Raw genomic sequence first — 18,414 nt, 5'->3', positions numbered from 1 at the left:
CGCCGAGAGGGGCTGCGGGTCCGTGGTGGCTGGTCCCGCGGTTCCCCGCGCCCCTAGCGGGCGGCTCTCGCCACGCATGCTTCCAAGTGGTCGTCGACCAGGCCGCACGCCTGCATCAGGGCGTACGCCGTCGTCGGTCCGACGAAACGCAGGCCCCGCTTCTTCAGGGCCTTGGACAGGGCCGTCGACTCGGGGGTGACCGCCGGCACGTCCCCGAGCGTCCGGGGGACCGGGCGGGTCGCCGGGTCGGGAGCGTGCGACCAGATCAGGTCGTCCAGGTCGCCCGGGGCCCAGTCGACCAGCACGCGCGCGTTGGCGAGGGTCGCGTCGACCTTGGCGCGGTTGCGGATGATGCCCGGGTCGGCAAGGAGGCGCTCGCGGTCGTCGTCGGTGAAGGCGGCGACCTTGGCGATCTCGAAGCCGGCGAAGGCGGCGCGGAAGGTGGGGCGGCGGCGCAGGATCGTGATCCAGGACAGGCCGGACTGGAAGGCCTCCAGGCTGAGCCGTTCGAAGAGCGCGTCGTCGCCGTGGACCGGGCGGCCCCACTCCTCGTCGTGGTACGCCACGTAGTCCTCGGTGGACAGCGCCCACGGGCAGCGCAGGGCGCCGTCCGGACCGGCGAGAGCGGATCCGTCGCTCACTGCTGGTCCTCCGCGGCGGGCTTCTCCAGGCGGCCGTGGGCCGCGCCGGCCTGCGCGCCGGCCAGCGCGGACTCCAGGTCCGCGATCCGGGCGTCCCGCTCCTCGAGCTCGGCGCCGAGGCGCCCCAGCGCGTCGTCGACGTCGGCCATGCGGTAGCCGCGGGCGGCCAGCGGGAAGCGCAGGGTCTCGATGTCCGCGCGGTTCACGGGGCGGTGCGGCGGCAGCGGGTCCCGCAGGCGCTCGGGAGCGACCTCCGGCAGCGGGCCGTCGCCCTCGCCGCCGCCCAGGACGGCGAGCGTCGCCGCGGTCACCACCACGGCCAGCGCGATGACCAGGAACAAGAACATAACCATCGCTGAGGTCCCCATGGTCGGTGCCGGCGTGCGGGGCGCCGGCGTCTGATGTGTCAGGCTCCGATCGTGCCATGCGAGTCTGACAGTTAGGGTCGCAGGCGGCCGCAGACGCCGAAGACACAGACGTATGAAGTGAGGTCACAGGGGATGCTCAGGCTGGGCAGGCGTGAATTCGACGCGCACGAGCCGGTGATCATGGCGATCGTGAACCGGACCCCGGACTCCTTCTACGACCAGGGGGCGACCTTCCGCGACGAGCCGGCCCTCGCGCGCGTGGAGCAGGCGGTGGCGGAGGGCGCGGCCATCGTCGACATCGGCGGGGTCAAGGCCGGCCCGGGTGACGAGGTGAGCGCGCGAGAGGAGGCGCGGCGGACGGTGGGCTTCGTCGCCGAGGTCCGGCGGCGCTTCCCCGAGGTCGTCATCAGCGTGGACACCTGGCGGGCGGAGGTCGGCGAGGCCGTCTGCGAGGCGGGGGCGGATCTGCTGAACGACGCGTGGGGCGGGGTGGACCCGGGGCTGGCGGAGGTCGCCGCGCGGTACGGGGTGGGGCTGGTGTGCACGCACGCGGGGGGCGCCGAGCCCCGTACGCGACCGCACCGGGTGTCGTACGACGACGTCATGGCCGACATTCTGCGGGTGACGACCGGGCTGGCCGAGCGGGCGGTGTCGTTGGGGGTGCCGCGGGAGTCCGTGCTGATCGATCCCGGGCACGACTTCGGCAAGAGCACCCGGCACAGCCTCGAGGCGACCCGGCGGCTCGGTGAGATGGTCGAGACCGGGTGGCCGGTGCTGGTGTCCCTGTCCAACAAGGACTTCGTGGGCGAGACCCTCGACAAGCCGGTGAAGGAGCGGGTGGTGGGCACGCTGGCCACCACCGCGGTGTCGGCGTGGCTGGGGGCGCAGGTGTACCGGGTGCACGAGGTGGCGGAGACCCGGCAGGTGGTGGACATGGTGGCCTCGATCGCCGGGCACCGTCCGCCCGCGGTCGCCCGGCGGGGACTGGCGTAGGCCCGCTGCCGCACCGGGGGTTCCGTCCTCCCCGGACCCGGACCCGGGCCCACGCCCGCCCACCACCCGACCTCTCGGACGACGAACGGCCTCCCGAGCTAGCGGCCCGCCTCCTTCGACACCAGCGCCACCGCCTCGTCCACGTCGTCCGTGAGGTGGAACAGCAGCAGGTCCTTCTCCGAGGCCTTGCCCTGGGCGATCACCGTGTTCTTCACCCAGTCCACGAGGCCGCCCCAGTACTCCGTACCGAAGAGGACGATCGGGAAGCGCGTGACCTTCTGGGTCTGGACCAGGGTCAGCGCCTCGAACAGCTCGTCCAGTGTCCCGAGTCCGCCCGGCAGGACCACGAAGCCCTGCGCGTACTTGACGAACATCATCTTGCGGACGAAGAAGTACCGGAAGTTCAGCCCGATATCGACGTGGGGGTTCAGGCCCTGCTCGAAGGGCAGCTCGATGCCGAGGCCCACGGAGACGCCCTTCGCGTCCCGGGCGCCCTTGTTGGCGGCTTCCATGGCACCGGGGCCGCCCCCCGTGATCACCGCGAAGCCCGCTTCCACCAGGCCTCGGCCGAGCTGTACGCCCGCCTCGTACTCGGGCGAGTCGGCCGGCGTGCGCGCCGAGCCGAAGACGCTGATCGCGGGCGGGAGTTCGGCCAGCGTGCCGAAGCCCTCGATGAACTCCGACTGGATGCGCAGCACGCGCCAGGGGTCCGTGTGGACCCAGTCCGAGGGGGCACGCTCGTCCAGCAGACGCTGATCCGTCGTGCTCTGCTGCACCTGCCCCCTCCTGCGCAGCACCGGCCCCAGGCGCTGCTCCTCCGGTGGCTGCTTCTTGCCCTCGGGGTTGCCAGTAGCCATGTGCGCTCCCTCCGCTTGCCGTGTTTCCACCTCAGCGTAGATCTACGTGGGTTACGGACGGGGGACGTGAGCATGTCCGCCATGAAGCGCCACCGCGCACGGCCGCCTCACCAGGGCGTTCGCTCACGTCACGCCGTGAGCCACGACCGCAGTCGCTCCTCGGCCTCGGGGATGAGGGACGCCTTCACCCGCTCGTCCACCTTGTGCGCGAGAAGCGGCTGGCCCGGGCTGTAGTTCACCGCGGGTACCCCGAGCGCGCTGAAGCGGGCCACGTCCGTCCAGCCGAACTTCGGGCGGGCCTCGCCGCCCACGGCCGCCATGAAGGCCTGCGCGGCGGGGTGGGTGAGGCCGGGCCGGGCGCCGCCGGTGTGGTCGTCGACGACGAACTCGTCGACGCCGCAGTCCGCGAAGTACTCGCGGACGAACGCCTCCGCCTCCTCCTCGCTGCGGTCGGGCGCGTAGCGGAAGTTGACGACGAGGGTGCAGGCGTCGGGGATGACGTTGGTGGCGACGCCGCCCTCGATGCCCACGGCGTTGAGTCCCTCGTGGAACCGGAGGCCGTCCACGACGGGCCGGCGCGGCTCGTACGCGGCGAGCCTGGCGAGCGCGGGGGCGGCGGCGTGGATCGCGTTGGCGCCCATCCACGCGCGCGCGGAGTGCGCCCGCTGTCCCTTGAACTTCAGGAAGACGCGCAGCGTGCCCTGGCAGCCGCCCTCCACCTGGTTGTCGGTCGGCTCCAGCAGGACCGCGAAGTCGCCCTCCAGCCAGTCGGGGTGGGCCTCGGCCACATGCTTCAGGCCGTTGAGGTGTGCGGCGACCTCTTCGTTGTCGTAGAAGACGAAGGTGAGGTCGCGGTTGGGGGCGGGGACGGTCGCCGCGATGCGCAGCTGCACCGCCACCCCCGACTTCATGTCACAGGTGCCGCAGCCCCACAGGTAGCCCTCGTCGTCGAGCCGTGAGGGGACGTTGTCCGCGATCGGAACGGTGTCGATGTGTCCGGCGAGAAGGACGCGTTCCGAGCGGCCGAGGTTCGTCCTGGCGACGACGTTGTTGCCGTACCGGTCCACCGTCAGGTGCGGCAGGGCGCGCAGCGCGGTCTCGATCGCGTCCGCGAGGGGCTTCTCGGTGCCGCTCACGGAGGGGAAGTCGACGAGCTGCGCGGTGAGCCGCGCGGCGTCCAGCGTGAGGTCAAGAGGGGTGTCGGCCATGCTGTCGACCCTAACGCCCCGGAGTCGGCCCCTGACTTTCCCCACCGGGCACGACGCGCACAGTACTCTCCAGTATCTTGTGGCGGGTGCCAGAGCTGTCCCCTACTCCCAAGCGTCGCGGCCGCCTCTTCCGTTTCGGGGCGGCCTTCGTGGTCCTGTGTGCCGTCGCCGGCTACCTCCTCGTGCAGTACGTCACCGGCGGCGCGGGCACACCGGGGTGCAAGGTCGTCTCCGGCAGAGACGACGGAGCAACCTACGAGTTCACGCCGGAGCAGGCGGTGAACGCGGCGACGATCGCCGCCGTCGGCACCGGACGCGGCATGCCCGAGCGTGCCGTGACGATCGCGCTCGCCACCGCGCTCCAGGAGTCGGCGCTGCGCAACATCGACCACGGCGACCGTGACTCCCTGGGCCTGTTCCAGCAGCGGCCCTCGCAGGGCTGGGGCACCCCGAAGGAGATCCTGGACCCGACGTACTCGGCGGACATCTTCTACGAGCACCTGGCCAAGGTGCCCGACTACACGAAGCTGCCGCTGACGGTCGCCGCGCAGAAGGTGCAGCGCAGCGGCTACCCGACGGCGTACGCCAAGCACGAACCGGACGCCACGCTGCTCGCCGCCGCGCTCACCGGACAGTCGGCGGCCACGCTGACCTGCGAGGGCCGCCAGGCGGGCACCCAGGCCGCGGGAACGGACGCGGTGCGCACGGCGCTCGTACGGGACTTCGGACGGGACGTGCTGGAGACGACCTCGGCCGAGGTGGGCGCCGCGGCGACACCCACCCCGACGCCGACGGCGTCCACGAGCGGGGGCGGGGGGCGGACCGTCACACTGCCGGTGACCGCCGACACCGGCCGGGGTTCCGGCCGCGGTGTCCGGGAGCGCGGCTGGCAGCTGGCGCACTGGGCCGTGGCCAACGCCTCGGCGCTGCACATCGAACGGGTCTCGTACGCCGGGCGGCAGTGGACGGCCGGGAACACCGACAGTCAGTGGCGTACGGCCGGCTCGCAGGACGCCAAGGGCGGGGAGCGGGCCGTGGGCTCGGTCCGGATCGTCACTGCGCAGTAGTACGGGCACTCACCCGGAAGGGTTACGTCCGCCGGGTTCGGGCGTGGGTGTGCTCAGGTTTTCGTCGTGTCACCCCCGAATCGGGCGAAACCCTTGCGGGCAAAGGGCTGTAAGGATTCGGCACACTTTCGGACCGGGCGGTTTTTGCCCGTTTTTATCCGGAGTCGACAATGCGACGCATTGCCAACTCTTTACGTTGGCTCGCCGCAACCTTCCCGGGCTTCGAGCGGTAGTCACTGCGTCCGAGCCCGGAGATCAACACTCGGTCGGTCGACAGCCGGTCGACCAACTGCCGGGCCAGGCCGGACATTTCATCGTTCCCTCCCGTCAAAGGAGCAACATGTCCCTCCCCCTGACCCGACGGATCGCTCGTGCCGCGCTGCTCGTCGCTGCCGGAGCGGCCGCCGGGGTCGGTGCGGCCGGCTCCGCCAGCGCGGCCCCCGAGCTGCCGGCCACCCCGAACCTCGGTGGGCTGACCGCCCTGGACGGGGCGAGCGTCGGCGACACGGTCGACGGTGCGGCTCAGAACCTGACCGACACCGCGGGCAAGACCGGCGGCAAGACGGTCGGGAAGGCCGTTCCGACCGCGGGCAAGACCGGTGGCAAGGCCGTGAAGAAGGCGGCGCCCGCGGCGCAGAAGACCGCGGGCGAGGCGGCGGTCTCCGCCGGGGACATCCTCGGTGACACCGCCGGTACGGCGACCAAGGGCGGCCTGCCGACGGACTCCCTCACCAAGGGTGGGCTGCCGGCCGCCGACCAGCTGCCGGTGAAGAGCCTGCCGATCGGCTGAGTACCCGATCCACGCCGAGTACCCGATCCACGGAGCGACGGGGTCCAGGGGTTCCTGGGCCCCGTCGCTCTGTCGTCTCGCTATCCGAGCCGCTCTACTGCCGCCCGGACCCGCTCGTCCGTCGCCGTCAGGGCCACGCGTACGAACCTCTCGCCCGCCTCGCCGTAGAAGTCGCCCGGCGCGACCAGGATGCCGAGGTCGGCCAGGTGGGCGACGGTGGCCCAGCAGGACTCGTCTCGGGTGGCCCACAGGTAGAGGCTGGCCTCGCTGTGCTCGATGCGGAAGCCGTGGCCGACCAGCGCCTCACGCAGCACCGCGCGGCGGGCCGCGTAGCGCTCCCGCTGTTCGCGGACGTGGGTGTCGTCGCCGAGGGCCGCGACCGCCGCCGCCTGGGTCGTGGCCGAGGTCATCATGCCGCCGTGCTTGCGGATCTCCAGGAGCGGCGCGAGGACCGCCGGGTCGCCCGCCAGGAACGCGGCACGGTAGCCGGCCAGGTTGGACCGCTTGGAGAGGGAGTGGACGGCGACGATGCCGTCGTAGGAGCCGCCGTTCACGTCCGGGTGCAGGACGGAGACCGGGTCGGCCTCCCAGCCCAGCTCCAGGTAGCACTCGTCGGAGAAGAGCAGGACGCCGTGCTCGCGGGCCCAGGCCACGATCCGGGTCAGTTCGTCCTTCGAGAGCACCTTGCCCGTCGGGTTGGACGGGGAGTTCAGCCACAGCAGCTTCAGGCCCGCCGGGTCCAGCGTCGTCGGGTCGTCGTAGACCTCGTACCCGGCGCGCGCCAGCCGTGCTCCGACCTCGTACGTCGGGTAGGCCAGGCGCGGGTAGGCGACCCGGTCGCCGGGGCCGAGGCCCAGCTGGGTCGGCAGCCAGGCGACGAGCTCCTTGGAGCCGACGATCGGCAGGACGTGGCGGTGGGTGACCTCGCGGGCGCCCAGCCGGCGCTCCAGCCAGCCCGTGATCGCGTCGCGCAGCTCGGGCGTGCCCCAGACGGTCGGGTAGCCCGGGGAGTCCGCCGCGGCGATCAGCGCTTTCTGGATCAGCTCGGGAACCGGGTCGACCGGGGTGCCGACGGACAGGTCGACGATGCCGCCCGGGTGCGCGGCGGCCGTCGCCTTGTACGGCGCCAGCTTGTCCCAGGGGAACGTGGGGAGGCGGTCTGAGACTGCGGACACGGCTTCTGGCTCACTTTCTGATACGGCAAACGCCTCGGCCCCGTACGGCGACCCGGGTGGATCGAGCCGTACGGGACCGAGGCGATGGGGTCCCCCCGGTTCGAGCGAACCCGAGAGCTGGGGGAGGTGCGGGCCGCTCTTACTGGTTCTGCGGCGGCAGCGCGGCGACGAAGGGGTGGTCGCGCTCGATCAGGCCCAGCTTGCTGGCACCACCGGGAGAGCCGAGCTCGTCGAAGAACTCGACGTTCGCCTTGTAGTAGTCCTTCCACTCCTCCGGAGTGTCGTCCTCGTAGAAGATCGCCTCGACCGGGCAGACCGGCTCACAGGCACCACAGTCGACGCATTCGTCCGGGTGGATGTACAAGGACCGCTGGCCCTCGTAGATGCAGTCGACCGGGCACTCCTCGATGCACGCCTTGTCCTTGACGTCGACACAAGGCTGCGCGATGACGTAGGTCACGCTGTCGTTCCTCCTCGATAGGGCGCTGGCGAGCCTCCTCAGGCTCCGCCGCCTGGCGCGCGGGAGCGCGGCGTCGTCGATGCCCGCCCCTAGTATCTCCGTTCTTGGCCATGATCCGAACAGGAGGGGTGGACCTACCTGTGGAAATCTCCGCGACCGGACGTCTCGTGGTCCGTATCACCGCCGCTGACGTGGGTAAACGAGTGTCCGTACGGCGCCTGGGCGAACCTGGGGTCGCGGGCGAGAAGTTCACCGACACGGTGGGTGTTCTCACATCATGGGACAACGGTGTGCTCCTGATCACACGACGGGACGGAGTGGCCGTCCGGATTCCGGAATCCTCGCTGGTCGCGGGCAAGGTCGTTCCGTCCGCCCCGGCCCGCCGTCGGGGTCCCGCGGCCTCGTACGAGGAGCTTGCCCGTGTCGCCTCCCGGGCCTGGCGGCCGCTGGAGAGCGAGCGGCTCGGGGACTGGGAGCTGCGGGCCGCGGCCGGTTTCACCCGGCGCGCCAACTCGGTGCTGCCGCTCGGCGACCCCGGCCTGCCCCTCGACGAGGCCCTGACGGCCGTACGCCGCTGGTACGGCGACCGCGGGCTGCCCGCCTACGTCCAGACCGCGACGGGCGCCCCGGGGACGCAGGAGGCGCTCTGTGCCGAGCTGGAGCGGCGCCAGTGGACGCGGGAGGTGAGCGCCGAGCTGTGGACCGGGGCGCTGGCGCCGGTCGCGGACCGGACGCAGGCCCCCGGGGTGGCCCTGTCCCGGGAGGCCGACGAGGCGTGGCTCGCCCGGTACCAGCGCAAGGGGGTGAGCGAGGTGGCCCTGCGGGTGCTGGGCAGCGGCCCCTCGGTGTGGTTCGCGACGCTGCCCGGGGCGACGGAGGGCGAACCTCCCGCCGCCGTCGGCCGGTGTGTCGTGGACGGGCGGTGGGCCGGTTTCGCCGCCGTCGAGGTGGATCCCGCGCTACGGCGGCAGGGGCTGGCGTCCCTCGTGATGGCGGCGCTCGCCCGGCGGGCCCTGGACGAGGGCGCCTCGGCGGCCTGGCTCCAGGTCGAGACGGACAACGTGGGTGCGCGGGCCCTGTACGCCGGTCTGGGCTTCAGCGCGCACCACACGTACCACCACTACCGGGCACCCTCGAGTGCCGGGAACGACCGGTAGCGATCGCCGCGAAAGGGCACGAGCCAGCTATGCGTCCCCCCTACCCCCCGTCCCCCGAACGCTCCGCCGAACTGCGCCGCCGGTTCGCCGAGGAGGCCCGCTCCGAGCGGCCCGACCTGTCCACGCTGTGCCTGCTGCTGGGCGCGGAGGCGGACAGGACGCTCGACGAGGCGGGCCTGGACGCCGCGCAGATCGAGCTGGACCGGCTGGCCGGGCAGCTGCCGTTCCGGCCCGGCGGGCCGCGCTCCTGGGCGGTGGCCCTGTGTGAGCTGCTCGGCGAGCGGCACGGGTTCCGTGGGTCCCCCGCGGACTACCAGCGGCTGGAGTCGTCGCTGCTGCACGAGGTCCTCAGGAGGCGGCGCGGGTTGCCGATCCTGCTGTCGGTGGTGTGGCTTGAGGTCGCGCGGCGGGCGGGGGCGCCGGTGTACGGGGTCGCGCTGCCCGGGCATTTCGTCGTCGGCTTCGGCCCGACCGACGAGCAGGTGCTGGCTGATCCGTTCGACGGGGGGCGGGTGCTGGCCGGGAGTGACGCGGAGCTGCTGGTGGCGGGGGCGACGGGGGCGCCCCTGGAGCCGTCGATGCTCGGTCCCGCGGAGCCGTTGGAGGTCGTGCTGCGGATCCTGAACAACATCCGGGCCTGGGCCGCGGCCCGGCCGGAGCGGTCGGACGTGTCGCTGTGGGCGGTGGAGTTGTCGCTGCTGCTGCCCTCGCATCCCGCGCGGTTGCGGTACGAGCGGGCGCAGTTGCTCGTTCAGCGGGGTGACTTCGTCGACGGGGCGGCGGAGCTGGAGGCGTACGCGGAGGTGGTGGGCGCGGTGGACGAGCCTGCCGCGGCCCGGGTCAGGCAGCAGGCGCACGCCGCGCGGGCGATGCTGAACTGACGGGTGGGGGGCGGGCGCGGGACGCTACAGCCAGCCCTTGTCCCTGGCGATCCGCACCGCCTCCGCCCGGTTGCGCACCGCCAGCTTCTGGATGGCCGTGGAGAGGTAGTTGCGGACCGTGCCCTGGGACAGGTGCAGGACCGTGGCCAGCTCCGCGTTCGTGGAGCCGTCCGCCGCCGCGCGCAGCACCTCACGCTCCCGGTCCGTCAGGGGGTTCGCGCCGTCCGCCAGGGCCGCCGCCGCCAGCGTGGGATCGATGACCCGCTCGCCCGCCAGTACCTTGCGTACCGCGTCCGCGAGTTGGGACGCGGGCGCGTCCTTGACCAGGAAGGCGTCGGCGCCGGCCTCCATCGCGCCGCGCAGGTAGCCGGGGCGGCCGAAGGTGGTGAGGACCACCAGCTTCACCGCCGGGAGCTCCGCGTGCACCAGAGCCGCCGCCTCGATGCCGGTGGCGCCCGGCATCTCGATGTCGAGCAGGGCCACGTCCACGTCGTGCTCGCGCAGCGCAGGCAGTACCTCGTCACCGCGGGCGACCTGGACGACCACCTCGATGTCGTCCTCCAGGCCCAGCAGGGCGGCCAGGGCCTCGCGGACCATCGACTGGTCCTCGGCGAGCAGGACCTTGATCGTGCGCGTCATGGGGCGGATCCTACGTGCGCGGTGTCGGCGGCGGGGACGCGGGCGAGAACCCGGAAACCGTGCCGCGTGCCGCCCGCCTCGAGGGAGCCGCCCGCCTTCGTCAGACGCTCGGTGAGGCCGGTCAGGCCGTTGCCGGGACCGTCGCCCGGTCCGCCCGATCCGTCGTCCTCGACGGAGAGTTCGAGGACGGGGCCGTCGAGGGTCCGACGGCGGACGAGGTCCACCGTGCAGCGCCGGGCACCGCTGTGCCGTACGACGTTGGTGACCGCCTCGCGCAGCGCCCAGGCCAGCACGGACTCGCTCTCCTCGGGCACGCCGGCCAGGTCGGGCTCGACGGGCAGCAGGGCGGTGACGCCCGCCGCCGTCAACGCGGACCGGGCGCCCGCGAGTTCGGCGGGCAGGCGCGGGCGGCGGTAGCCGGTGACCGCCTCCCTGACGTCCACCAGGGCCTGGCGGCTGACCTGTTCGATGTCGGCGACCTGCCGGGCCGCCTGCTCCGGGTGGGCGGGCAGCATCCGGCCGGCCAGCTCGCTCTTCAGCGTGATCAGCGACAGCGAATGCCCCAGCAGGTCGTGCAGGTCGCGGGCGAGCCGCAGGCGCTCCTCGTTGGCGGCGAGTTGGGCGACGGTGGCACGGGCCTCCCGCAGCGCGACGGTCGTCCGGATGAGTTCGCGTACGCCGGACATGGAGAACCCGCCGAGGAGGGCCGGCAGGAGCAGGCCGGCCAGGAACGCCTCGCCGCCCGGGACCACCAGGGCGAGCAGCGCGAGCAGGCCCGAGACGGCCGGGATGGTCAGGCGGGCGAGCCGCGCCGGGAGCGCCGCGCCGGACGCCACCGACACGTACACGAACAGGACGAGCCACTCCCGGCCCAGGGTGAGCGCGAGGATCGTGGACTGGGCGGTCAGGACGGCCAGCGAACCGAGCACCACTCTGTTCGCGTCACCGCGCCCGGCACGGAAGACCAGCGCGAAGTACCAGGCCACGAACGCCACCAGGCCGAGCCAGCCGAGGACCCGGACACCGGCGCTGTGGCCGCCGTGCAACAGGTCGTTGACGGGCGCGCTCAGGTAGGCGAGCCAGATCCCGGTCCACAGGAGCTTGATGACCCGCTGCCGGCCGTTGTGCGGCCGCTGCCCGATGGTGATCCCGTTGCCACTCACGCCTTCAGCGTGTCCTTCCGCTACGGCCGGGCCGCGCCGCCCGCGAACAGGACAAGGAAGACGGCGAGGAGGGCCACGTCCCGGGCGTGCGGGGCCCGGCTCCGCTCGATCGCCTGCCCCGGGGCAGCGTACGCGTGCGGTGGCGGCCACACGGCGGTGTCCTGTGACCAGGACGGGATCGTGGCCGTGGGCACGGTCGTGCCGTCGGCCGGCGACGGCCTCCCGGGGGCCGGTCGCCCACCTGGTCGAACCCGGCCGCCCGGGTGGTGGCCACCGCTGTCGTCGTCATGGGTCCAGGGTGGCCGCGGGGGCCCGGCGCCCGGCAGTGCCGGCGGTCCTGACTGCCGGATGACAGATGTCATACGGCCCTCCCGACGGCCCAGGCCGAAGGGGGCACCCGGCGTGTGCCGGGTGCCCCCTCGTCGTGGCCGCGATCCGCTAGTTCGGGTTCGTCTCGATCACGCCCACCCGGTCGGTCTTGCTCTTCAGCGCGAGCCGCAGGGCACCGTAGACGTCCTCGACGGTGACCGGAGTCTTCTCACCGGACGCCCGGGTGATCAGGACGCCGTCGAAGGTGCTGCCGTACAGCTCCTTGAGCGCGGCCTCGTCGTAGGAGTCGGTGAGCTTGCCGTTGACGGCCTTGACCCGCAGGAACTTCCAGATGGACTTCTCCGGGCTGAGCGGGACGGAGTGCGCCGCGTCCGTCTGCACGGTGACGTTGGCCGACATCGCCGGCTCGGCGAACTCCTTCATCATCCGGTCGACCTCGGCGTTGGAGACCGTCGGCTCCTTGGTGGTCGTCGGGAGCGTCACCGCGCCGGCGGTGCCGGTCTCCACCTGGGTGCGGTACGCCGCCTCGACCGCCGCGGTCGACTTGTCGACGTCGACGCCCTTGCCCGCCTTGCCGTACACGGCCACGGCCTTGCCGGACTCGAACTCGATCGTGCCGTCGGTCGCCGAGCCGGCGCCGCCGGCGGAGTCCTGGAGTTCGGCGTGCAGCTTCTCCTCGTCGACCGGCATGACCGGTTCGACGACCCGGTGGTTGCCGAACAGCGAGCCGATCACGGAGATCGGGTTGTAGTCGCTGTGGGCGGCCGAGCTGACGGTGGCCGCCATGTCGAACTGGAGCCCGGCCTGTTCCGGCTTGAGCGTGACGCTCTTGCCCTCCACCGTGAGCTTCAGGTCCTTGTCGACCCGGCCGTCGAAGGCCTTGTTGAGCTTCTCGACGGCGTCGTCCCGGGTGCCGCCGCCGATGTCGACACCGAGCACGGTGGTGCCCTTGGGCACGTCCGAGCTGTTCATCAGCAGTCCGGCGCCGTAGGCACCGGCGGCGATGACGACCACACCGGTACCGAGCAGGGCGAGCTTGCTGCGGCCCTTCTTCTTCTTGGGCGCGGCCGCCGTGTTCTTCGCGCCGGCGTCGGGTGCCTTCGGCGCGGGCGGGACCGGAGTGCCGGTCTGGGCGCCCGGCGGGAAGGCCGCGCCCCGGTCCGCCGGCACCACGGGGATGCCGCTGGTGACGGTGTGCCCGGAGACGTTGTCGGCGGCGCCGTAGCCGCCCTGGCCGGGCCCGGGGGCCGGCTTCTGCGGGGTGAGGATCGCGGTGTCGTCACTCAGACCACCGCCGGGGCCGGCGAACAGGGGGGCACCGCCCGGGCCGGTGGGTCCGCCGCCGGGCGCACCGGGGCCACCCGGGCCACCGGGGCCCGCGGGGCCGCCGAAGGCCTGAGGAGCGCCGGGGCCGGCCGGGCCGCGGCCTCCGGAGGGAGCAGCCGGGCCGCCGCGGCCCGCGGGGGCACCGGGTCCGCGCGGGCCTTCGGGCCCGTTGAAGTCGTAGGAGCCGCCGAGGGTGTCGGGGCCCGAGCCGAGCGGCGGCACGACAGGCCCGTCGCCGGTGACCGGACCACCGGTTGGACCCGCGGGGCTCTGGGGGCCGCCCGGGCCGCCTCGTCCACCGGAGCCGCTGTGGCCGTTGAAACCGCTGGGGCCGCCCGGACCGCCGTAGGCGCCCTGGCCGTTGCGGTCGCCCTGGCTGCCGTAGGCGCTCAGATCGGTGTCGTAACCGCTCAGCGCACTCTGACCAGTCTGGCCGTTCTGGCCGTTCTGGCCGTTCTGGCCGCTTTTGTCGCCGCTGCCGTTCTCCGAGAAGTACGGCAGGCCGTCGCGGCGGGGTTCGCCGGGACCGGGGCGGGAGCCGCCGGCCGGCGGGCCGCCCGCGGAGAGCGCCTCGGTCACGTCGAAGGAACCGGTGCCGCCACCGTGCCCGGGGGCGACAGGGCCGCCGGTGGCTCCACCGGGGAGCCCGGCGCCGTTCGTACCGCCCGGGCGGGGACCGGCCTGGGCTCCGCCGCGACGGGCGCCACCCGGCGCACCCATGGAACCGACCACACCACCGGGCCGGCCGCCGCCGGCGCGCCCGGCTGCGGGCGCACCCGGCGCACCGGGAGCAGGACCGGCACCCGAACCGCCCGGCAGACCGGCCCCGTTGGTGGAACCGCCGCCCTGACCGCCCTTGGCCGGGCCGGACTTGCGGGGCGCGAACCATTCACTCGCCTTCTCGTCGCCGGCCCCGGCGGGCTCGGCGGGAGGCTCGACGGCGCCCGGGGGCGTGGCGGTGCCCTGCGTCGACGTCTCCGCGTCCGCGCCGGTGTCGGCGGGCTCGGCCTCGGCGACGGGCTGGCGCACGACAACCGGCGGAATGGGCCGCGATCCAGGGATGTTGATCCGGATCCGGGTCGTCAGCGTGGTCTCGGTCTTGCGTTCCTCCGGCCGCGCGGCCGAACGGCCCGCGTCCGGACCGCCGTCGGAAGCCGTGGGCGTCCCGTACGGCGGTGTGCCCGAGGGGTATGCGGCTCCGCCGCGCCCGTTGGGCCCGGAGGACGGACTGTCAGTTTCACGACTCAAGGCAGGTTCTCCCGGTTGGCTCCGCCGCCCGCGTTACGACCTCTCTCGGGCGGCTCGGCGGCGCGCACCACCATACTGGCCACGTCTGGCGCGTATCCCACGACCGCCGAGGAAACCCACACGGTTCTCGCACGCGCTCGGTATGGCGAAGTGGTACGTCACTTGCCAAGTCGGACGGCGTCGCCGGCCGGTTGCCGCCCGCGGGCAAGGGTGGCGCAGATCACAGCGACAGCCATGCCGCCGAGCAGGAAGAGGTACGAGCCGCTGCCCGCGGCGAAGACGAAGTCCCCTTCCGGACGGCTGGCCGTGAGCAGGATGACCGCGAGCATCCAGCCGGCGGCGGGCGCGACGGCCCCGGCCCGGCTGCCGGCCGCTCTCGCCCCGCCGAGGCAGAGCCCGGCCTCGGCGGCGAGGGCGAGCAGGAGTCCGCCGGGGAACCAGGCGGACTGCACCAGCGATCCGGCGACGCCGACCAGCGCACCGAGCACGAACAGCCCGAGGTAGACGGCGACCCGTCCGAGGGAGGGCCGCTGGAGGGGCTGGGCCAGCATGGAGGTCGTCCGGTCGCTCATCGCGTCTCCTCGGTCCCGGCGAAGAGGTCCGTCTCCTCCGCGCCCGCCTGCTCGCCGCGCACCAACTCGTAGTACTCGGTGGTGAAGAGTGGCTGCGCGAGCTCGTTGGAGAGGACGAAGTACGGCTCGGCGACCGTGATCTGGGTGGCGTGCGCGCGCATCGCGGCGGCCTTGGCGGCGGCGTACGCGGTGCCGTCGATGCGGGTGGTGACGCGCTCGTCGTCCACCACGCCCGGTACGTCGTCGACAGCGGCCGACTTGGCGAAGGGCAGGCCCGGCAGGTCCCGCTCCAGGCGCCCGAAGGCGTCCACGGCGAGGGAGCGCGGGACGCGGTTGAAGTAGACCTTGGCGATCTCGACGCCCGCCTCGGCGGCCAGCTCGACGGCGCGCAGGGCGACGCGGTGGGTCTGGATGTGGTCGGGGTGGCCGTAGCCGCCGTTCTCGTCGTAGGTGACGAGGACCTGCGGGCGCACCTCGCGGATCACCTCGACCAGGTGGGCGGCGGCCTCGTCGACGTCGGCCTGCCAGAAGCAGTCGGGGTCGTCGTTGTCGGCGATGCCCATCATCCCGGAGTCCCGGTAGCGGCCGGCCCCGCCGAGCTGACGGAAGTCCCGGACGCCGAGCTCACCCATGGCGGCGGTGAGCTCGCGCAGCCGGTACTCGCCCAGGGCGGCGCCGGTGAGATGCCCGAGCCCGGGCGGGATGACCTCGCCACGCTCGCCGAGGGTGCAGGTGACCAGGGTCACCCGGGCACCCTCGGCCGCGTAGCGGGCCATGGTCGCGCCGTTGTTGATCGACTCGTCGTCCGGGTGCGCGTGCACCAGCAGCAGACGCCGGCCGGGCTGTTCCGTCATGGCCCCAGCCTACGAGGCCACCACGGCGGGTCAGAACTTGATACTGCCGATCATGCCCGCGATGTTCGTCGTCAGCTCACTGATCGTCGGGGCCACCGTCGACGAAGCCAGGTAGAAGCCGAGCAGGACGCACACCACCGCGTGCCCGCCCTTCAGCCCTGACTTCTTGATCAGAAGGAAGACGATGATCGCCAGCAGCACCACCGCCGAAATCGAGAGTGCCACGGCGGCTCACCTCCAAAGAACCCAGGGACATGGGGGGTCGGACGGGAACGGAACGATGAGGGCGGACAAGTCCGTACAGGAGCCAGCAGGTTGATACCCACTATGCGCTAGTGATCATAACTATCCGTACGTGCGCATCGGTCGGCGCACGGCCGCACATGGGCCGCACAAGGGGGCGCATGGCCAATATGGTCGGACCATGACGACCGAGCCTGACTCCTTCCCCCGCCGGCACGCCCGGACCCAGCGCTTCACCCTCGGCGCGCCGCGCGCCTTCACCGTGGCGCCCGACGGTTCCCGAGTCGTTTTCCTGCGTTCGGGCTCCGGCACGGACCGGGCCAACTCACTGTGGGTGCTCGACCTGCCGGAGGGCGGGGAGCGCGTCGCGGCCGACCCGCGGGCCCTGCTGGGCGGCGCCTCGGAGCGCCTGTCACCCGAGGAGCGGGCCCGGCGCGAACGCAGCCGTGAGGGTGGCGCCGGGGTGGTCGGCTACGCCACCGACGCCGCCGTCGAGCTGGCCTCTTTCGCGTTGTCAGGGCGGCTTTTCACGGCCGAACTGCGGGCCGGCACGGCCCGTGAGCTTCCCGTCCCCGGGCCGGTGATCGACCCGCGCCCCTCCCCCGACGGACGGCACATCGCGTACGTGGCGAAGGGCGCCCTGCGGGTCGTGGGCGCCGAGGGCGAGGGTGACCGGGCGCTGGCCGAGCGTGAGTCGGACCAGGTCACCTACGGTCTGGCGGAGTTCGTCGCGGCCGAGGAGATGGGGCGTTCGCGGGGCTTTTGGTGGTCGCCGGAGTCGGACGGGCTGCTGGTCGCACGCGTGGACGACACGCCGGTGCAGCGGTGGTGGATCTCCGATCCGGCCCACCCGGAGCGTGATCCACAACACGTCCCGTACCCGGCGGCGGGCACCGCGAACGCGGACGTACGGCTGTACGTGTTCGGCCTGGACGGGACACGCACGGAGGTTGTCTGGGACTGGGCGCACTACCCGTATCTGGCGCGTGTGCACTGGTCAGCGGCGGGTGCGCCACTGCTGCTCGTACAAGCGCGCGACCAGCGCAGTCAGCTGTATCTGGCGGTCGACCCGGACACCGGTGCGACCCGGATGGTGCACGCGGACGAAGATCCAGTTTGGCTGGAACTTTTCCCCGGCGTGCCGTCCTGGAGCCCCTCGGGGCGGCTGGTGCGGGTCGCCGACGAGGGAGGCGCGCGAGTGCTCGCGGTCGGTGAACGGCCACTGACACGAGCCCAGTTGCACGTTCGGGCGGTGCTGGACGTCTCCGACGACGACGTGCTGGTCTCGGCGTCGGCCGGCGAGGACGCGGAGTCCCCGGAGACCGGCGAGGTGCACGTCTACCGAGTGAACGAGCTCGGCCTGGAGCGCCTCTCGCACGAGCCCGGCGTGCACTCGGCGGTTCGCGCCGGGGGCGTGACGGTCCTGGTGTCCGCCGCACTGGACCGGCCGGGGGCCAAGGTGCAGGTGCTGCGCGACGGGAAGCCAGTGGCGACTGTCACCTCGTACGCCGAAGATCCCGGTTTGACCCCGCGCGTGACTCTGACACAGGGGGGCGCACGGCGAATTCCGTGCGCCGTGCTTATGCCTACGGACTACCACGGCGACACTCTCCTGCCGGTGCTGCTGGACCCGTACGGCGGGCCGCACGGCCAGCGGGTGGTCGCCGCGCACAATCCGTACCTGACCTCGCAGTGGTTCGCCGACCAGGGCTTCGCCGTGATCGTGGCGGACGGCCGGGGCACGCCGGGCCGCTCGCCCGCCTGGGAGAAGGCGGTCAGGGACGATCTCGCGGAGGTGGTCCTGCAGGACCAGGTCGACGCGCTCCAGGCGCTCGCCGCCGACTTCCCGCTCGACCTGGACCGGGTCGCGATCCGCGGCTGGTCCTTCGGCGGCTATCTGGCCGCGCTCGCGGCGCTGCGCCGCCCGGACGTCTTCCACGCGGCCGTGGTCGGCGCCCCGGTCACCGACCTGCGGCTGTACGACACCCACTACCAGGAGCGCTACCTGGGCCACCCGGGCGAGCGGCCCGAGGTCTACCGCCGCAACTCGCTGCTCGACGACTCGGGCCTGGTGGACGCCGCGGAACCGCACCGCCCGATGATGGTCATCCACGGCCTCGCGGACGACAACGTGGTCGTCGCCCACTCCCTGCGGCTGTCCTCCGCGCTCCTGGCCGCCGGCCGCCCGCACGAGGTCCTGCCGCTGTCCGGCGTGACCCACATGACCCCGCAGGAGACCGTCGCCGAGAACCTGCTGCGGCTGCAACTGGACTTCCTCAAGCGGTCGTTGAACCTGCCCTAGACAGGTAACGGGCCGGGGCGACAATGTCACCCCGGCCCGTTCACGGCACCCGCACGGCCGTACGTCGTTCAGCCTGACGCGTCCGTATATCGAGATCGGGTCGGCCAAGTTGCCTGCTTGTTAACGCGATTGCTGTTCGT

At 72.8% G+C, this 18,414-nt stretch carries 19 protein-coding genes; 6 read left to right on the top strand and 13 right to left on the bottom strand.

Annotated elements, in window-relative coordinates; translation table 11 throughout:
• Nucleotides 1-53: 53 nt before the first annotated feature.
• On the bottom strand, nt 54-641 hold the full coding sequence (locus AQJ84_RS13235; protein WP_030038326.1) for a DNA-3-methyladenine glycosylase I: 588 nt from the start codon (nt 639-641) through the stop codon (nt 54-56).
• Nucleotides 638-988 (bottom strand): DivIVA domain-containing protein, encoded by a 351-nt coding sequence (locus tag AQJ84_RS13230; protein WP_030038327.1) that lies wholly within the window; start codon nt 986-988, stop codon nt 638-640. The genes AQJ84_RS13235 and AQJ84_RS13230 overlap by 4 nt, the downstream gene beginning before the upstream one ends.
• A 153-nt stretch (nt 989-1,141) precedes the next feature.
• Here AQJ84_RS13230 and folP point away from each other — a divergent pair, with 153 nt between their 5' ends.
• The gene (gene folP, locus AQJ84_RS13225) at nt 1,142-2,002 is read left to right on the top strand and encodes a dihydropteroate synthase (RefSeq protein WP_030038328.1); all 861 of its coding nucleotides are present in this window, start codon (nt 1,142-1,144) and stop codon (nt 2,000-2,002) included.
• A gap of 98 nt (nt 2,003-2,100) precedes the next feature.
• Here the strand turns inward: folP and AQJ84_RS13220 are convergent, their stop codons facing one another.
• Both AQJ84_RS13220 and dapE read right to left on the bottom strand, forming a co-directional pair.
• Nucleotides 2,101-2,859, bottom strand: coding sequence for an LOG family protein (locus tag AQJ84_RS13220; protein WP_030038329.1), 759 nt, complete (start codon nt 2,857-2,859; stop codon nt 2,101-2,103).
• A 128-nt stretch (nt 2,860-2,987) separates the two neighbouring features.
• Nucleotides 2,988-4,067, bottom strand: coding sequence for a succinyl-diaminopimelate desuccinylase (dapE, locus tag AQJ84_RS13215; RefSeq protein WP_030038330.1), 1,080 nt, complete (start codon nt 4,065-4,067; stop codon nt 2,988-2,990).
• A gap of 86 nt (nt 4,068-4,153) precedes the next feature.
• On the opposite strand from dapE, the gene AQJ84_RS13210 reads away from it, so the two are divergent.
• Nucleotides 4,154-5,134, top strand: a complete 981-nt coding sequence (locus AQJ84_RS13210; RefSeq protein WP_078631587.1) for a heavy metal transporter — start codon at nt 4,154-4,156, stop codon at nt 5,132-5,134.
• Nucleotides 5,135-5,474: 340 nt separating this feature from the next.
• Nucleotides 5,475-5,924 (top strand): hypothetical protein, encoded by a 450-nt coding sequence (locus AQJ84_RS13205; RefSeq protein ID WP_030038332.1) that lies wholly within the window; start codon nt 5,475-5,477, stop codon nt 5,922-5,924.
• 80 nt (nt 5,925-6,004) lie between these two features.
• Here AQJ84_RS13205 and AQJ84_RS13200 read toward each other — a convergent pair whose 3' ends face one another.
• Together AQJ84_RS13200 and fdxA are read right to left on the bottom strand one after the other, a co-directional pair.
• On the bottom strand, nt 6,005-7,099 hold the full coding sequence (locus tag AQJ84_RS13200; protein WP_030038333.1) for a bifunctional succinyldiaminopimelate transaminase/glutamate-prephenate aminotransferase: 1,095 nt from the start codon (nt 7,097-7,099) through the stop codon (nt 6,005-6,007).
• Nucleotides 7,100-7,238: 139 nt separating this feature from the next.
• The gene (fdxA, locus tag AQJ84_RS13195; protein WP_003973842.1) at nt 7,239-7,559 is read right to left on the bottom strand and encodes a ferredoxin; all 321 of its coding nucleotides are present in this window, start codon (nt 7,557-7,559) and stop codon (nt 7,239-7,241) included.
• A 140-nt stretch (nt 7,560-7,699) separates the two neighbouring features.
• Here fdxA and AQJ84_RS13190 point away from each other — a divergent pair, with 140 nt between their 5' ends.
• Both AQJ84_RS13190 and AQJ84_RS13185 read left to right on the top strand, forming a co-directional pair.
• A complete protein-coding gene (locus AQJ84_RS13190; RefSeq protein WP_030038334.1) occupies nt 7,700-8,716 on the top strand; it encodes a GNAT family N-acetyltransferase in 1,017 nt (338 codons plus the stop codon).
• Between the two features lie 29 nt (nt 8,717-8,745).
• Nucleotides 8,746-9,597 carry a transglutaminase family protein gene (locus AQJ84_RS13185; RefSeq protein ID WP_053193147.1) on the top strand — a complete coding sequence of 284 codons (852 nt, stop codon included), beginning with the start codon at nt 8,746-8,748 and terminating at the stop codon, nt 9,595-9,597.
• A gap of 24 nt (nt 9,598-9,621) precedes the next feature.
• Here AQJ84_RS13185 and AQJ84_RS13180 read toward each other — a convergent pair whose 3' ends face one another.
• The 7 genes from AQJ84_RS13180 to AQJ84_RS13155 form a co-directional block, all read right to left on the bottom strand.
• Nucleotides 9,622-10,236, bottom strand: coding sequence for a response regulator transcription factor (locus AQJ84_RS13180; protein ID WP_030038337.1), 615 nt, complete (start codon nt 10,234-10,236; stop codon nt 9,622-9,624).
• Nucleotides 10,233-11,399, bottom strand: a complete 1,167-nt coding sequence (locus tag AQJ84_RS13175) for a sensor histidine kinase (RefSeq protein WP_053193149.1) — start codon at nt 11,397-11,399, stop codon at nt 10,233-10,235. The genes AQJ84_RS13180 and AQJ84_RS13175 overlap by 4 nt, the downstream gene beginning before the upstream one ends.
• A 20-nt stretch (nt 11,400-11,419) precedes the next feature.
• Entirely contained in the window at nt 11,420-11,593 is a 174-nt protein-coding gene (locus AQJ84_RS43030) for a hypothetical protein (RefSeq protein ID WP_157875025.1), read from the bottom strand.
• Between the two features lie 244 nt (nt 11,594-11,837).
• Nucleotides 11,838-14,303 carry a hypothetical protein gene (locus tag AQJ84_RS43455; protein ID WP_053193151.1) on the bottom strand — a complete coding sequence of 822 codons (2,466 nt, stop codon included), beginning with the start codon at nt 14,301-14,303 and terminating at the stop codon, nt 11,838-11,840.
• A 158-nt stretch (nt 14,304-14,461) separates the two neighbouring features.
• Nucleotides 14,462-14,875: a DUF6113 family protein gene (locus AQJ84_RS13165; RefSeq protein WP_053193153.1), complete on the bottom strand. Its 414-nt coding sequence runs from the start codon at nt 14,873-14,875 to the stop codon at nt 14,462-14,464.
• Nucleotides 14,872-15,729 (bottom strand): N-acetyl-1-D-myo-inositol-2-amino-2-deoxy-alpha-D-glucopyranoside deacetylase, encoded by an 858-nt coding sequence (gene mshB / locus AQJ84_RS13160; RefSeq protein WP_030038341.1) that lies wholly within the window; start codon nt 15,727-15,729, stop codon nt 14,872-14,874. Before mshB ends, AQJ84_RS13165 begins: the two co-directional genes overlap by 4 nt.
• A 30-nt stretch (nt 15,730-15,759) precedes the next feature.
• Complete coding sequence (locus AQJ84_RS13155) at nt 15,760-15,954, bottom strand: hypothetical protein (RefSeq protein ID WP_030038342.1); 195 nt, start codon at nt 15,952-15,954, stop codon at nt 15,760-15,762.
• Nucleotides 15,955-16,153: 199 nt separating this feature from the next.
• On the opposite strand from AQJ84_RS13155, the gene AQJ84_RS13150 reads away from it, so the two are divergent.
• Nucleotides 16,154-18,274, top strand: coding sequence for a S9 family peptidase (locus AQJ84_RS13150; RefSeq protein WP_053193155.1), 2,121 nt, complete (start codon nt 16,154-16,156; stop codon nt 18,272-18,274).
• The last annotated feature ends 140 nt before the right edge of the window (nt 18,275-18,414 follow it).

Source organism: Streptomyces resistomycificus, assembly GCF_001514265.1.
Classification (GTDB): Bacteria; Actinomycetota; Actinomycetes; order Streptomycetales; family Streptomycetaceae; genus Streptomyces; species Streptomyces resistomycificus.
This window is presented reverse-complemented; position numbering and strand designations above follow the sequence as displayed.